15 protein-coding genes are annotated in these 15629 nt (G+C 31.3%); 5 read left to right on the top strand and 10 right to left on the bottom strand.

Annotated features, from left to right (window positions below):
* Positions 1–69 precede the first annotated feature (69 nt).
* The 3 genes from glmS to Q5I67_RS00475 all read left to right on the top strand — a co-directional run bounded on the left by glmS (position 70) and on the right by Q5I67_RS00475 (position 4706).
* Positions 70–1899, top strand: coding sequence for a glutamine--fructose-6-phosphate transaminase (isomerizing) (gene glmS / locus Q5I67_RS00485; RefSeq protein WP_302486022.1), 1830 nt, complete (start codon positions 70–72; stop codon positions 1897–1899).
* A gap of 161 nt (positions 1900–2060) precedes the next feature.
* Positions 2061–3569: an IMP dehydrogenase gene (locus Q5I67_RS00480; protein WP_302486021.1), complete on the top strand. Its 1509-nt coding sequence runs from the start codon at positions 2061–2063 to the stop codon at positions 3567–3569.
* A gap of 135 nt (positions 3570–3704) precedes the next feature.
* Complete coding sequence (locus Q5I67_RS00475; protein ID WP_302486020.1) at positions 3705–4706, top strand: alpha/beta hydrolase; 1002 nt, start codon at positions 3705–3707, stop codon at positions 4704–4706.
* A 133-nt stretch (positions 4707–4839) separates the two neighbouring features.
* Here the strand turns inward: Q5I67_RS00475 and Q5I67_RS00470 are convergent, their stop codons facing one another.
* From Q5I67_RS00470 to Q5I67_RS00435, 8 genes are all read right to left on the bottom strand, one after another.
* On the bottom strand, positions 4840–5595 hold the full coding sequence (locus tag Q5I67_RS00470) for an ABC transporter ATP-binding protein (protein WP_302486019.1): 756 nt from the start codon (positions 5593–5595) through the stop codon (positions 4840–4842).
* A gap of 20 nt (positions 5596–5615) precedes the next feature.
* Positions 5616–6389, bottom strand: coding sequence for an ABC transporter ATP-binding protein (locus Q5I67_RS00465; protein ID WP_302486018.1), 774 nt, complete (start codon positions 6387–6389; stop codon positions 5616–5618).
* An 18-nt stretch (positions 6390–6407) separates the two neighbouring features.
* Positions 6408–7949 carry an ABC transporter substrate-binding protein gene (locus tag Q5I67_RS00460; RefSeq protein WP_302486017.1) on the bottom strand — a complete coding sequence of 514 codons (1542 nt, stop codon included), beginning with the start codon at positions 7947–7949 and terminating at the stop codon, positions 6408–6410.
* 19 nt (positions 7950–7968) lie between these two features.
* Positions 7969–8778 (bottom strand): nickel transporter permease, encoded by an 810-nt coding sequence (nikC, locus tag Q5I67_RS00455; protein ID WP_302486016.1) that lies wholly within the window; start codon positions 8776–8778, stop codon positions 7969–7971.
* A gap of 1 nt (position 8779) precedes the next feature.
* Positions 8780–9715, bottom strand: a complete 936-nt coding sequence (locus tag Q5I67_RS00450) for an ABC transporter permease (RefSeq protein ID WP_117584944.1) — start codon at positions 9713–9715, stop codon at positions 8780–8782.
* A 47-nt stretch (positions 9716–9762) separates the two neighbouring features.
* Positions 9763–10500, bottom strand: coding sequence for a class I SAM-dependent methyltransferase (locus Q5I67_RS00445; protein WP_302486015.1), 738 nt, complete (start codon positions 10498–10500; stop codon positions 9763–9765).
* Between the two features lie 29 nt (positions 10501–10529).
* On the bottom strand, positions 10530–11288 hold the full coding sequence (locus Q5I67_RS00440; RefSeq protein WP_302486014.1) for a class I SAM-dependent methyltransferase: 759 nt from the start codon (positions 11286–11288) through the stop codon (positions 10530–10532).
* A gap of 172 nt (positions 11289–11460) precedes the next feature.
* Positions 11461–11898 (bottom strand): GNAT family N-acetyltransferase, encoded by a 438-nt coding sequence (locus Q5I67_RS00435; protein ID WP_302486013.1) that lies wholly within the window; start codon positions 11896–11898, stop codon positions 11461–11463.
* Positions 11899–12029: 131 nt separating this feature from the next.
* Here Q5I67_RS00435 and Q5I67_RS00430 point away from each other — a divergent pair, with 131 nt between their 5' ends.
* Together Q5I67_RS00430 and Q5I67_RS00425 are read left to right on the top strand one after the other, a co-directional pair.
* Positions 12030–13250 (top strand): class I SAM-dependent rRNA methyltransferase, encoded by a 1221-nt coding sequence (locus Q5I67_RS00430; protein ID WP_266286458.1) that lies wholly within the window; start codon positions 12030–12032, stop codon positions 13248–13250.
* Positions 13251–13320: 70 nt separating this feature from the next.
* A complete protein-coding gene (locus tag Q5I67_RS00425) occupies positions 13321–13758 on the top strand; it encodes a GNAT family N-acetyltransferase (protein WP_302486012.1) in 438 nt (145 codons plus the stop codon).
* Here the strand turns inward: Q5I67_RS00425 and Q5I67_RS00420 are convergent.
* Together Q5I67_RS00420 and Q5I67_RS00415 are read right to left on the bottom strand one after the other, a co-directional pair.
* Complete coding sequence (locus Q5I67_RS00420) at positions 13753–14235, bottom strand: prolyl-tRNA synthetase associated domain-containing protein (RefSeq protein WP_302486011.1); 483 nt, start codon at positions 14233–14235, stop codon at positions 13753–13755. The two genes, Q5I67_RS00425 and Q5I67_RS00420, sit on opposite strands and share 6 nt — an antisense overlap.
* A 69-nt stretch (positions 14236–14304) precedes the next feature.
* Positions 14305–15495, bottom strand: a complete 1191-nt coding sequence (locus Q5I67_RS00415) for a PucR family transcriptional regulator ligand-binding domain-containing protein (RefSeq protein ID WP_302486010.1) — start codon at positions 15493–15495, stop codon at positions 14305–14307.
* Between the last annotated feature and the right edge of the window lie 134 nt (positions 15496–15629).

The following is a 15629-nucleotide window of genomic DNA, read 5'->3' as shown; positions in this document are numbered from 1 at the left end:
GACAATACAGCAAAAGATTTATACAGAAAATATATCTTCAAAAATTTAATATTTTAGGAGGCATATTTTATGTGCGGTATTGTAGGTTATGTTGGCGAGAAGCAGGCGGTTAATTTCTTAATTGATGGATTAACAAAATTAGAGTATAGAGGATATGACTCTGCTGGTATTGCTATTTTTGATGGTGAAAAAATTAATGTAGCAAAATCCGTTGGTCGTTTGGCTGCATTAAAAGAAAAAATCAAAAATCATATTCCTGAAGGTGTAATTGGTATTGGTCATACTAGATGGGCAACTCATGGACGTCCATCTGATGTAAATTCTCATCCACATACAGATTGTTCCGGTAAATTTGCTGTAGTACACAATGGTATCATTGAGAATTTCATGTCTTTGAAAGAAGAGTTAATGGCAAAAGGACATAAATTTGTTTCTGAAACAGATACTGAAGTAGTAGCTCATTTACTTGAAGATGTGTACAAAGGTGATTTTTTACAGGCTGTAAATGAAGTTTTAAATAAAATTGAAGGTTCGTATTCTCTTGCATTTATGTGTCAAGATCATCCAGATACACTTATTTGTACAAAAAAAGACAATCCACTTGTTATCGGTTTAGGTGAAGGGGAAAACTTTATAGCATCTGATATTCCTGCTATCATTGCGTATACTCGTCGTACTTATATCATGAATGATGGTGAAATTGCGGTAGTAAAAAAAGATAGTATTTGGGTAACAGATAGAAAAGGTAATCCTATCACTAAAAAAGTATTTGAAGTAAATTGGAATGCAGAAGCTGCTGAAAAAGGCGGATATGAACATTTCATGTTAAAAGAAATCCATGAACAGCCAAAAGCAGTAAGAGATACAATTTCTCCACGCATTAATAAAGAAAATACACAAGTTGTTTTAGATGAATTAAAGTGGACTAAAGAATATGTAGAAAACTTTAATAAAATCTATATTGTAGCTTGTGGTACAGCATATCATGCTGGTCTTGTAGGTAAATATTACATTGAAAAATTAGCTCGTATACCAGTAGAAATCGATATTGCTTCTGAATTTAGATATCGTGATCCAATCATTGATGAACATACACTTACAATTGTTATCAGTCAGTCTGGCGAAACAAGTGATACACTTGCAGCACTTAAAGAATCCAAACGTCTTGGTGCAAAAACTTTAGCTGTTACAAATGTAGTAGGTTCTTCTATCGCTCGTGAAGCTGATCAGGTAATGTATACATGGGCTGGCCCAGAAATCGCTGTAGCTTCTACAAAAGCATATACAACTCAGCTTGTAGCTATGTTCTTATTTGCTATGTATATTTCTGGTTTAAAAGGCACTTTAACAGCAGAAAGAACTCACGAACTTTTAATACAGCTTCGTTTACTTCCAGATGAAATTGGTCGTACTTTAGAAGATGTAGAACCAATTAAAACTTTTGCTAAAAATTATGCATTTAATGATGATGTATTCTATATTGGTCGTTCTTTAGACTATAATGTAGCACTTGAAGGTTCTTTAAAATTAAAAGAAATTTCCTATATCCATGCAGAAGCTTATGCTGCCGGTGAATTAAAACATGGAACACTCGCATTGATTGAATCAGGTGTACCTGTCATTGCAATTGCTACACAAAAAGGTGTATATGAAAAAACTTTAAGTAATATTAAAGAAGTAAAAGCTCGTGATGCAGTGATAATTGGTATTGCTTCTGAAGATGATACTGAACTTGAAAAATATGTAGACCATGTAATCAAAGTTCCATCTACAGATGAATTATTAATCCCACTTTTAACTGTAGTACCTTTACAATTACTTGCTTATTATGCAGCAATTACTCGTGGTTGTGATGTAGATAAGCCTCGTAATCTTGCTAAATCTGTAACTGTAGAATAAAAAAATGTAAAACGGCTGTACAAAATACAGCCGTTTTTATTAAATTTGTTTAATAGTAGTTGACAAATAAGAAAAAAAAGACTATTATCGAGAAAATACTTTTATTACATTTTATTTTGCGTTATACTAGTACTATAAAAAATAAGGAAAGAGGTATTGTCGTGGCATATTATTTTAAAGAAGCATCTCATACTTTTGGAGAATATTTATTAGTTCCAGGTTATTCTTCTGATAAATGCATCCCTGCAAATGTTTCTCTTGAAACTCCACTTGTAAAATTCAGAAAAGGTGAAGAACCAAAAATAAAGCTTAACGTTCCAATGACTTCCGCTATTATGCAGGCTGTATCTAATGATACAATGGCTATTGCACTCGCAAAAGAAGGCGGTATTTCCTTTATTTATGGTTCCCAAAGCATTGAAGACCAAGCAGCAATGGTTAGTCGAGTTAAAAATTACAAATCTGGTTTTGTAAGTAGTGATTCTAATATTATGCCTTCTACAACTTTAGGCGAAGTATTAGCATTGAAAGCTAAAACTGGACATTCCACAATGGCTGTTACTGAAGATGGTACACCAACTGGAAAATTAGTAGGTATCGTAACTAGTCGTGATTATCGTATTAGTCGCATGAGCATGGATACAAAAGTAGAAACTTTTATGACTCCATTTGAAAAATTGATTTATGCTGATGCAGATACTACTACATTGTCTATGGCAAATGACCTTATTTGGCAACATAAATTAAATATGTTACCACTTGTTGATAAAAATCAGCGTTTACGTTATATGGTATTTAGAAAAGACTATACAGATAACAAAGAACATACATTAGAACTTACAGATAATAACAAACGCTATCTTGTAGGTGCTGGTATTAACACTCGTGATTATGCTGAACGTGTTCCTGCACTTTTAAAAGCTGGTGCTGATGTACTTTGTATTGACTCTTCTGAAGGTTTTTCTGAATGGCAGAGAATTACATTAAAATATATTCATGAAAACTTTGGTGACGATGTAAAAGTCGGTGCTGGTAACGTAGTAGATAAAGATGGTTTCCGTTTCTTAGCTGAAGCAGGTGCTGATTTCGTAAAAGTTGGTATCGGCGGTGGTTCTATCTGTATCACTCGTGAAACAAAAGGTATTGGTCGTGGACAGGCTACAGCTTTAATTGATGTAGTTGAAGCTCGTGATGAATACTATAAAGAAACAGGTATTTATATTCCTGTATGTTCTGATGGTGGTATTGTACATGACTATCATATGACTCTTGCATTAGCTATGGGTGCAGATTTCCTCATGCTCGGACGTTATTTCTCCCGTTTTGATGAAAGCCCAACAAATAAAGTTCGTATCAATGGTACTTACTTAAAAGAATATTGGGGTGAAGGTTCTAATCGTGCTCGTAACTGGCAACGTTATGACCTTGGTGGAGATAAAAAATTATCCTTCGAAGAAGGCGTTGACTCCTATGTTCCATATGCAGGTCCATTACATGACAATGTAATGTTAACTCTTAGCAAAATGCGTTCTACAATGTGCAACTGCGGTTCTTTAACTATTAAAGAATTCCAAGAAAAAGCAAAACTCACATTAGTTTCTGCAACAAGTATCGTAGAAGGCGGTTCACATGACGTTATTCTTAAAGATAAATTCAGAGGTAATGACTGATTTTGATTTAAACTATAATTTAAAATGAATAAAAGATTGCATTGGTGAAAACTGATGCAATCTTTTATTATGCTTGACTTAGAGTTAACACCATGTTTTATTATAAACAAAATGAATTAAAAAGGAGTGATGAAAATGAACTTAAAAAATGTTATGCAAAAAATGATTGTATTGCCTATGACAGCATGTGTATTATTCTTAGGAATGCAATTTTCAGAGGCTTCACGTGTGAATCCGTTTTCTAATGTACAAACATTAAATATTTCAGGCGAAGCTAAGGTAGCTTATATTGATGAAAAGACTACAAACTTTTTCAATTCTTCAAGACCTGTTGCAGAAGAATACATTGTGCCAGATGGTTGGCAGCAGGAAAAATTATCATTTGATGGCGTGCCTGTAGAAAAATACACATCTACAACGACAAAGACTGATCGCATTTTATTTTTCTTGCACGGTGGCGGATATGTTGGTGGATTAAATAATACTTATCGTGATTGGGGCTTGCACAAAGCGGAAGTAGCGGGAAATGTCACTGTATTTATGCTCGATTATCGTTTAGCACCACAAAATGCATATCCCGCAGCCTTAGAAGATGCTGTAAAAGCATATAAAGGATTATTACAAATGGGCTATAAAGCAGATGATATAATTTTAATGGGTGATTCTGCTGGTGGTAATTTATCATTAGCATTAGCTGTGTATTTACGTGATAATAAAATTCCTCAACCTAAGGCGATTGTATTGCTTTCACCTTGGACATATTTAGGAACAAATTTACCGGCACATACAAATAATTTTGAAAAAGATAAAATACTCGGTTCTAAAAATAAATTCATGTTAACAGAAGTAAGCAATTCATCTTATGCTAAAAATATTGATATAACAAATCCTTATGTATCACCAGCATATGCTGATTTAACGGGCATTTCTCCAATGCTTATCATAGCGGGCGGAGATGAATTACTTTTAGATGATACAGCACTTGTTAGTGCTCATGCTAAAGCTGCTGGCGTACAAGTAACAGAAAAAATCTATCCTGGTATGTCACATGATTGGGATATATTGTTGCCAGAACTACCAGAATCAAAAGCCATGAACGAACAGATTGCTCAATTTATAAATGAAAAATTTAAATGATAAAAATAAAAAGGTAACAGAATTATTTGTTCTGTTACCTTTTTTGTTGCTAAATTGAATATACGTGTAGCAGATATGGAATATTTAAAAAGTAAAAGGTATATCTACTCTCGTTACTGGATTATATTTTATTTTAACTGCAAATATTGATTAATTCTTTTGTATATTCTTCTTGAGGATTTGTGAGAATTTCTGATGTTAAGCCTCGTTCAATGATTTTCCCTTGATACATAATCAATATTTTATTACATAATTTTTGGACTAAAGCTAAATCATGAGAGATAAAAATAATGCTTAAATCTAATTCTTGGAGAAGTTTTAATAGTAAATTTAAGATTTCCATTTGCGTTATCGTATCTAATGCAGATGTTATTTCATCACAGATTAGAACTTGAGGTTTAATAGAAATAGCTCTAGCTATAGCACAACGCTGACATTGACCACCACTTATTTGATGAGGATATTTATCTTTTATCTCCAAGGGTAAAGCTACCTTAGTTAATAAATCATCTAAAATTTGTTTTGCTTGAGCTTTATTTGTACCAATATTGATGAGTGGCTCGATAATACTATCGCCTAGACGTTGACGAGGATTAAATGACTCTTGAGGTAATTGAAAGACCATTTGTACTTGGCGATAAAATTGTTTTAATTCTTGTCTAGAATATTGATGGATATTTTTATCTTTAAATAATACTTCTCCTGTAGTTGGCGTTTCAAGTCTTATTAAAATATTGGCTAATGTAGATTTGCCACAGCCACTTTCGCCGACAATGGCAAGGCTATCGCCTTTTTGTAAGGTGAAATTTATATTATCTAAAGCTTTAAAATCATGGTCATTTTTTAGATAGTTTTTAGTTAAGTTAACGACCTTTAAAATTTCTTGCATAAAAGCACCTCTTTAGGTGTTTATTTTTTTAGTGTGATAATGGCTTGTAATAATTTTTTAGTGTAATCTTCTTGTGGATTGGCTAAAAGAATTTCTGTGGGATTTTGTTCAATTATTTTGCCTTGGTGCATGATGATGATTTTATCTGCTATTTTAGCTAAAACTTTTAAATTGTGAGATACGAATAAAATGCTCGTATTTAATTTTTGTTTCATCAATAATAATTCTTGCAAAACTTTAGCTTGGGACATGACATCTAAAGCAGAAGTAGGCTCATCAGCAATTAATAATTGAGGCTTTAACATCATTGTCAAGGCGATGTTAATGCGTTGGTTCATGCCACCAGATAACATAAAGGGATAGGTGTTTAAAATATTTTTGCCGTCATTTAAACCTATTTTGGTAAAAATATCTAATGCTTGAGAGATGATTTCATCAGCTGTGATTTTTTGATGTGCTGATATGGTTTCAATGAATTGACTTTTTATAGTGCGGACAGGGCAAAAAAACGTTTGCGGGTTTTGCGAAATAAAGGCTATTTCTTTTCCATAGATATGAGTTAATTGTTTTGCCTTTAAGTCGTATAAATTTTTATCTTGCCAATGGATTTCACCTTGAATATTAAAATCTTGTGGCAATAGATGTAAAATGCTATTTAATAAAGTAGTTTTTCCAGAACCAGAACTGCCAGCAATTCCAATTATTTCAGCAGTATTTAATTTTAGATTAATGTTCTTTAAGATATTTTGTTTATTATGGGAAATAGTTAAATCTCGAATAGTTAATAAGGACATGATTGACCTACCTATTTATTATTTAAAGTCTAAATCGGCAGTGATTTCATAATAATCACTAGGATGAGCTACAAAATTTATGACCTTGGACTTAGAGACAAAAGACATTTTTAAATGAGAAGCGAAGATAAAGCCATAATCATCTAATAAAATCTGTTGCATCTGAACAGCTAAGTCAGCTCGTTTTTGACTATCGAATTCATTATGCAATTTTTGAGCTAAGATTTCTAATTTATCGTTATAATATTTACCACGATTTTTGGCTGAATTTTGGAGACAATGTGTAGTGAAGAAATATTCTGGATCGCCAGTCGGTGCAGTTACAAAGGCACTGGCATAGATATCCCAGTTTCCACTAGCTAAAAATTCTTGTTGATTGATAGTATTGTTGATTTTTAAGTCGATGCCGATAGTTTTTAGATTGGCTTGAGCGATTTCTGCAAGTAAGGGCAATTCTTGGCGACCAGGATAAGTCAGCCAGCGAAGCATGAGTTTTTGTCCATTTTTATCAACATAGCCATCTCCATCATTATCTATCCAACCAGCTTGAGCTAATAGTTTTTTAGCCTCTGTTGGATTGTAATTTACAGTTTGTAATTTATCGCCACCAAATATGAAATTATCTGGGAAAGCACCAATGGCTATAGAGCCATTATCTTGGAGTAGATTATGCGTAAAACCTTGTTTATCTAAACTCATAGCTATAGCTTTGCGAACATTATAATCTTGAAGTATAGGATTGTTATAGTTTATTTGGGCAAAGAAACAGCGAGAAGTAGCTATTGAACTCACATGATAATCAGGATTGTTCTGGAACAAATCTAAATTGGCATAAGGAAGACCTTGAACAGCATCAAATTCTCCAGTTTGCAATGCCATAGTGAGTGTATCGCCATCTACTACTTCAGTTATGATTATTTTATCCATGGCTACATTGCCGTTCCAGTAATTAGGATTTTTTACAAGTTCAATTTGTTTATCTGATACCTTAGTTGCGATAAAAGGCCCAGTACCAGCTATATTGTTATCAGCGGTGATGCCATATTGCATATCAATAATAGCACCATAAGGATCACTGAGATAATTTAAAAGAGCAGGGACTTTTTCTTGTGATTTAATGATGACATCTTGACCATCAGCTGTGATTGAGGCAATTTTTAAATCAAAAGGAGCTCTGTCATGATTTTTGATTAAATCTTCTAGACATTCTTTGACAGCTTGACCATCTAAGGCTCTACCACTAGAAAATTTAATATTATCTTTTAAGGTGATTTTTACAGTATAATCATCTAATTGTTCATAACTTTTAGCAAGCCATGGTTCAAGTTGCATTTTATCATTAAATTTAAATAAAGTTTCGCCAACACCATAGCGAACTGCTGACCAGCCAGAATAATCATGGTGCGGATTTAGACCAGTATTGCCCATTTCAATACCATAGGCAGTAGTGCCGAAATGAAATACTTTTTCTGTGGAAGAAGTAGTATTATCGGAAGTACAACCTGTTAAATAAAAACTTATTAAAAATAAACATAATGCTAGGACTTTAGAAAAAGACATGAAAACCTCCTATTTTATTTTAGGATAATTGTTTAGGATCTAGTTTATCATTAAGTACATCAGCAAATAGATTAAATAGTAATACTGTGAGAAAAATAGCAGCAGCAGGAGCTAAAATCATCCATGGAGCAATTTGTAAAAAAATACGACCACTGCTCATCATGGCACCCCATTCTGCTGATGGAGGCATAGCACCTAAGCCTAAAAAAGATAGACCAGCAATTTCCATAATCATAGTACCGATATTCAAAGTGGCCGTAGTGAGTAAAATGGGGAATATATTAGGTAAAATATGTTTGTAGATAATTTTGAAATCACTAGAACCATTGATAATGCTTGCTTTAATAAATAGAGAATTTTTTAAAACTAAAGTTTGACTGCGAGCAAGCAGGGCAAATTTTGGCCAGGAAATCAATGAAAGTGCCAGTATGACATTGAAAATACTACCACCTAAAATACCAACTAAAGCGATAGCAAAGATAATTCCCGGAAAAGCAAGAAAAATATCTGTGATTCGCATTAAAAGATTGTCTAAGTTTTTGCCAAAATAACCACAGATAACACCGATTAAAGAACCGAAAACACTTGATATAATGACGAGAAATAATGAAGAAAAAATAGTCGTTTGAGCACCGATTAAGATGCGAGAAAAGATATCGCGACCATATTTATCTGTGCCGAGTAAGTGTATGGCATTAGGTGCTTGTAGTGTATTGGCCAAATTTTGTTCATAAGGATCAAACGGTACGATATATGGTGCTAAGATAGTGATGAATAGTAAAATGCAAATAGCACAAGTTAATAAATAAAATTTAAAATTAGTATTCATATTAAGCTTTCCATTGTTGTTTTATTCTAGGATCTAAATAATGATATAAGATATCTGCAATCAGATTGATAAACATATAGATAAGAGAGAGATAAAATACATATGCTAAAACGATGGGATAATCGCGAAGATTGATAGCATCGATAGCTAATTTGCCGACACCGTCCCAGCGGAAAATAGTTTCAATGATGGCACTGCCACCTAAAAGTGAACCAATAGATAGACAGATAAGCGTTAAAAGTGGAAGTGTAATCATTTTTAAAATGCTGTGAATTAAAATTGTAGATAATTTTAAACCACGAGCTTTAGCACAGCGTACGTAATCTTGATGAAGTTGCTCAATGACTACAATGCGGATTTGGCGGATATACTTTGCACTCATAGGCAAGGCAAGTGCTATGGAAGGCAAAATAAGACCGATAAAATTATTATCAATTAAAACAGGAATTAATTTTAATTGTACGGAGAAAATATAAATTAAAATCAAAGCCACTACAAATCCAGGTAAGGAATTGCCGATAAAGCTAAATAGGCGAATAATATAATCAATTATTTTATTTTGTTTAATCGCTGATAAAATACCAAGTGGCAAAGATATCAATAGAGTCAATAAGATAGAGCTAAGTGTTAAATATAAAGTTTGTGGCAATTTATCAAAAAATAGAGAAGAAACATCTTTTCCAGAAAGGTAAGAAGTTCCCATATTGCCAGATAATATGGATAATAGCCAATTTAGATATTGAATAAATATCGGCTGGTCTAAGCCTAAATCTTGGCGAATTTGTGTTTTAGTGGCTTCTGAATAAACGACTCCACGATTTAGTTCCATGATATCGACAATATCATTAGTTGAATGCAATAAAATAAAAGTGAATAAAGTAATACCTAATAAAATAGGTATTAAATAGAGTAAACGATGTAATATATATTTTTTCATGATTGTTCCCATATAAAATATAAATAGAGTAATAATAAATAATTAATTTATTTTTGTGCGTAGATTAAAAATACAGGAGCAGGATTGTAGAATTTATCTTGATGTTTGTAAATACGTTGACCAATATTTGTATCAGCAAATACATCTTTGAATTGAAGTTGTTTTAAAATGCGTAAATCCCAATCAGGACGTATTTTTGAAGATATTTCTAAGCTATTTTTGATTAAATCACATTCGTGCATAAGTGTTGGTTTCACTTGGCGGTGAGCATGATTTAAAGGTAGATTTTCTATTTTAGTTTGATAAAATTGCTCATTGCCATAATCAGCATCAAAATTTAATAAAATTCCCTGTGGTTTTAATACGCGATACCATTCACTATAAGCTTTTTGTGGATTGGGCAAAGTCCATGTGAGATTTCTAGAGATGACGACATCAAAAGTATTATCTGCAAAATAAAGATTTTCAGCGTCCATCACTTGAAAATTGATTTTATAATCATGCTGTTGAAGTTTTGTTAAAGATTGTTTAGCTTGTTCAATCATGGAAGCTGTTAAATCAATGCCTTCTACTTCGTGATGATATTGGGCAAGTAGATTGGCAAAAAAGCCAGTACCTGTGCCAACGTCAAGGATTTTGCAAGGTCTTTGCGGTAAATATTTAGTGATTTCAGTGAGCCATAATTCAGACATATAACTATGCAATTCTTCTTGTCGCAATTGAGCAAAATTTTCACTGCGTTTTGTCCAATAATTAACAATTCTATCTTTGATTTTTGTTTCCATAAAAATTCCTCATTTAATATTGATTTAGATTACTTGATTGCTTTAATTAAAAACATTGGCGTGGAAGCATAATTTAATTTTTCTTCATCGCTCCATACTTGTTGCCAAATGTCTGGAATAATATTTATCGTAGTAAAACCGATTTTAGTTAAAATTTCTCTATCCCAATCAGGTCGATTTATACTGCTCAAAGGAATTTGTCTGGCGATATTTTCCATAGCATCAATATCGGTGCAAGTATAGTGGTCATCCATGTGAGCTTGGGCAACCATTTTTCTATCTTCTTCGTAAGCTTGTCGTTTTTGCTCATCAAATAAATGGTTGTACCAATTAGCATCAAAATTTAATAAAACGCCATCTTTTTTTAAGATGCGATACCATTCACTATAAGCTTGTTGTGGATTTTCTAAATTCCATGTCAGATTGCGTGTAACGATGATATCAAATTTTTCATCAGGAAAGTTTAAATTTTGAGCATCCATCTGTTGAAATTTGATTTGTTCGCTGAATTTTTCTGCATTTTGTTTAGCTTCTAAAAGCATTTGTTCAGTATAATCAATAGCTGTGATGTCAAAACCTAATTGAGCTAAAATGATGGCAAAAAAGCCTGGGCCAGTGCCAATATCTAAGATTTTTATATTTTTATTAGCTTTAAAGGGAATGTATTGCAATAAAGTTTGTTGCCATTTATATTTTTGTTCACTATGTAATTCGCCTTGATTGACTTGAGAATATCCTTCGGCACGGTTTGTCCAATAAGTTTGTATTTCTTGTAATAATTTTGTCATAATTATCCTCACCATTGTATGATTATGTAAATTAGTATAAAACGATAAATATTCAGCCACAAGCTCTACTAGGGGATATAAATAAGCGAAAAATGAAAAAAGCTATAAAGAAGATTATTCCTTGAAAATACAGGGCTAGGAAAGATTTTCTTTATAGCTTAGATTTATTTTTTTAGATGTAATATGGGGAAGGGGCGTTATCACTATCTACAGGTGAACGTTTAAAAATAGTAAAACCTTGTCGCAGATAAAATTTTAGAGCTTTAGGATTTTGTTCATTTACATCAACATATTTAATTTGATAATCTTGTATGGCTGTGGAAATCATTTTATAGCCGATACCTTGTTGAAAATAATCAGGACTTAAAAATAACATCTCTAATTTATCGTCAGCAATTCCAGCAAAACCGATAGGCTCATCATCATCTGTAAATGATACGAGTAAAATCGGAATTTGTTTTAATCCTATAACTACTTGAGGCAAAATATCTTTTATATCTAGAGGAGAAAGAAATAAATGTGTAGCTTCAACTGATTTTTGCCAAATAATTGTCAATTTATTTATGAGTGTTTCATTTCGCAAAGAATAATCTATTTCTTTTAGATACATAATGAAACTCCTTTCGCTAAGGTGATAAATATATTTTAATTTATTATAGATTATATTTGAAGGCTTTAATAAGAATTGATATAATAGAGCATAATATTTTATTTGTAGTTTTAAAGAAAAGGACGAAGAAAATGAGAGAATTTACAAAAATAAAAATTACGCCTAAAGGAGAACGTTCTGTAAAACATGGTCATCCATGGGTTTTTGGCGATGAAGTAATCGACATCGATGGCACTTATGAAAATGGCGATTTAGTTGATGTACTTACAAATAAAGGCAAATACCTTGGCACAGGTTTTATTAATGATAATTCTAAAATTCGCATAAGAATTATTTCCACAAATGCTAATGATAAATTTGATGAAGCATTTTGGGAACGTCGCGTGCGTTATGCTATAGATTATCGCCGTCAAGTAATGGGTGAAGACTTCAACTGCTGTCGTTTGATTTTTGGTGAAGCAGATAGTTTCCCTGGACTTACAATTGACCGTTTTGAAGATGTATTAGTGGCACAAGTTTTATCTTTAGGTATCGAAGTTCGCAAAGATGTTATTTTTAGCAAAGTAATTGAAATCATGCGTGAATATGGCGAAGAAATAAATTGCTTCTATGAACGCAATGATGTTAAAATCCGCAAACTTGAAGGTATGGAAGAATACAAAGGATTTTATAAACATCCATTATTAGACGAAAGTAAGGAACATACAACTTTAGTCATTACTGAAAATAATATTAAATATAATGTTGATGTAGAAAACGGACAAAAAACAGGCTTTTTCTTAGACCAAAAATACAATCGTAGAGCTGTAGCTCATTTAGCAAAAGGCAGAAAAGTATTAGATTGCTTCACGCATACAGGAGCATTTGCTTTAAATGCTGCTAGTGGCGGTGCATTATCTGTAACAGCTGTGGATATTTCTCAAGAAGCAGTAGATATGACTAATAAAAATATTGAGATGAATGGGCTTGATAATGCAAAAGCGATTAAAGCTGATGTATTTAATTTATTAACAAAACTTATTGAAGAAAAAAATAAAGATTATGATTTTATCATCTTAGATCCACCAGCATTTACAAAATCTCATGCGACTGTAACAAATGCTTATCGTGGATATAAAGATATCAATTTACGTGCAATGAAATTGTTGCCACGTGGCGGATATTTAGCAACTTGTTCTTGCTCTCATTTCATGAAAGAAGATTTATTCTTAAAAATGTTAAATGAAGCAGCAAGTGATGCCAAAGTAACACTTCGTCAGATAGAAGCACGTCAGCAATCTCCTGACCATCCAATTGTATTTGGTATTCCAGAAACTTATTATCTTAAATTCTATTTATTCCAGATCGTATAGTTAGAAGAGAGGCAAATATTTTTGATATTTGCCTCTTTACTATATAATAACTATTTAGAGGTGTAAATAATTGTATTTACGACATTTTAATGAAAATGATTATCTTGAATTGACAAAATATTATATGCCTAATTTAAAAGAAGAACAATTTAAACAGATAATAAGAGAATGGAATTTATTGAAATATAAAAATAAATTTTTTGAGATATTTGCTATTGTAGAAAATAGACAGATAGTGGGTATGATATCATTATATCAACATACTAGTACTGTAATTAGCGAAGGAGTAGAAATTTTTAAACCATTTAGGAATAAAGGATTAGCAACTAAAAGTATACTGTTAATACAAAATATAGCTAAATTTTATGGATATAAGGTAATTACTGCTCAAGTAGCTAGAAAGAATATAGCTAGTATAAAACTTCACAAAAAGTTAGAATTTGAAATATATCATGAATTTATTTCTCTAAAAGAAAATCGGCAATTATTATTTATAAAAACCTTATAAATCAATAATGCGAATTTCATTACCATGAGGTAGTAATAGAGTATATAAATCTTCAAATTTTAAAAATACAGTGGCTGTATTTTCCATAGGATGCATACCTATTGTTTGATTTTGTAATTCACTGTCAAATATCATTAAGATATTTTTATCCTTGTTATTTAATATGGCAAGTGGTGTAACGCTACCAGGTTTTATTTCTAGCATTTGTTCCATGGCTTCTTGTTTAGCAAAACTAAGACGTTTGCTAGGAATTTTTTCACTTAATTCTTTAAGATTGATATTTTTATGCACAAATAAAGAAACAAGATAAAAGTTTTTCTTTTTGGCATCACATAAAAATAGATTGCGAATGACTTTTTCACGATTAGGAAGATTGGATTTATCGCCTTCTTCTACAGAAAATATAGGTTCATGTTCATATTTAGTGAAAGGTATTTGTTTATCAGTAAGATATTGTAAGATTTCAGCCTTATTCAAAATAAAATCTCCTTTAATTTTTTATAAGTAAAGATATTATATCATAATGAAAAATAAGAGATTATCATTTTATTGGAGAAATTTCTTGATTAAGATAGCGTTAAAAAAATTTAAACGAGTGAAAGCATCATCTAAAGAAGTGTTAGTAATTTCTTCAATACGTTGTAATCTATATTTTATGGTATTGCGATGAATGAATAATGTTTCAGCTGTTTGATTTAAATTACAATTTTTATTTAGATATACTTCTAAAGTTTGTATTAAATTAGTATTATATTTTTTGTCATAAGCTATTAAATTAGATAGTATATTATGCACAAAATTCTCTAATAGCGTCTTGTTATTTATATCATAAAATAATTGATATAAACCTAATTGTTCATAATAATAAATCATATTTTTTTGTTTTTGCTTGATGGCTAGATTAATACATTTTGAAGCTTGTTCGTAACTGAGTTTATATTTTTCTAAGGATTTTTGTCGTGTACCAATACCGATATTTACAATATAATTGGGATGATTTTCTTTAATATAGTTTAATATTTGCGGGAAAAGTGTATTTAATGTATCAAGAGAAGTATTATTAACATTAATTAAAGCAATGATATTTTTAGTATAACTAGAGGATAAAATGGGAATATGTTCATTTTCAAATAATGTATGAATAAATTGACATATAGTATCTTTATCTACATCATTTAAAATAATGGCATTTTCACTTTGAGGTAAAAGAAAATTGATCTCAAAGAATTGTAAATATCCATCAAAAGGAAAATTTACTTCTTGACTTTGATATTTTAGATAATCAAGAGATAGATTATTATTAAAAATGATGCTAAATAATAAATCTTTGTGTTTGTCATTAATCAAATTAATACTAGCAATAGCATGACCTAGTTCTTCAAAAATATCAACAAGTGGAGTATCCCATGGTATAAGAAATAAAGGAAAATGTTTCTGATTACTTAAGTCTATGACAGATTGAGGAATTTGCTCAATATAATTTGGCCCAATGAGTAATAGTGCACCAGATATATTTAAAGAAATAGCCTCTTTTAAAAAATTATACAGATTAAAATCTTTTTCATGAATAACCATTTTGCTGACAATCAAAAGTTCTCCACCATGTACCCATTTTGCAAGATGAATGGATTCTGCCTTATAACTCCAGCGAATGATTTTATGTAAACCTTTATTTCCTGCAATTATTTTCATTTTAGATAAAGATGGTAATTTAAATAAATCTTTACATTGAAACATAAGGAATACCTCCAATAAGGGATAATATATGTGAAAAATTATAGCATATATAATATAGTATAATCATGATTTTATAATTATAAGAGAAAGTATTTTGTAAGTTTTGCACAAAATATATGAAATATCTTTGTTAA

It is taken from the genome of uncultured Megamonas sp. (genome assembly GCF_958438645.1).
Lineage (GTDB): Bacteria > Bacillota > Negativicutes > Selenomonadales > Selenomonadaceae > Megamonas.
The sequence above is the reverse complement of the archived record's forward strand: the minus strand, read 5'-3'. Positions and strand labels throughout refer to the sequence as shown.

Coding starts and splice junctions, on each gene's coding strand:
- glmS (WP_302486022.1), top strand. CDS start 70: ATGTGCGGTATTGTAGGTTATGTTGGCGAGAAGCAGGCGGTTAATTTC.
- Q5I67_RS00475 (WP_302486020.1), top strand. CDS start 3,705: ATGAACTTAAAAAATGTTATGCAAAAAATGATTGTATTGCCTATGACA.
- Q5I67_RS00470 (WP_302486019.1), bottom strand. CDS start 5,595: ATGCAAGAAATTTTAAAGGTCGTTAACTTAACTAAAAACTATCTAAAA.
- Q5I67_RS00465 (WP_302486018.1), bottom strand. CDS start 6,389: ATGTCCTTATTAACTATTCGAGATTTAACTATTTCCCATAATAAACAA.
- Q5I67_RS00460 (WP_302486017.1), bottom strand. CDS start 7,949: ATGTCTTTTTCTAAAGTCCTAGCATTATGTTTATTTTTAATAAGTTTT.
- nikC (WP_302486016.1), bottom strand. CDS start 8,778: ATGAATACTAATTTTAAATTTTATTTATTAACTTGTGCTATTTGCATT.
- Q5I67_RS00450 (WP_117584944.1), bottom strand. CDS start 9,715: ATGAAAAAATATATATTACATCGTTTACTCTATTTAATACCTATTTTA.
- Q5I67_RS00445 (WP_302486015.1), bottom strand. CDS start 10,500: ATGGAAACAAAAATCAAAGATAGAATTGTTAATTATTGGACAAAACGC.
- Q5I67_RS00440 (WP_302486014.1), bottom strand. CDS start 11,288: ATGACAAAATTATTACAAGAAATACAAACTTATTGGACAAACCGTGCC.
- Q5I67_RS00435 (WP_302486013.1), bottom strand. CDS start 11,898: ATGTATCTAAAAGAAATAGATTATTCTTTGCGAAATGAAACACTCATA.
- Q5I67_RS00430 (WP_266286458.1), top strand. CDS start 12,030: ATGAGAGAATTTACAAAAATAAAAATTACGCCTAAAGGAGAACGTTCT.
- Q5I67_RS00415 (WP_302486010.1), bottom strand. CDS start 15,495: ATGTTTCAATGTAAAGATTTATTTAAATTACCATCTTTATCTAAAATG.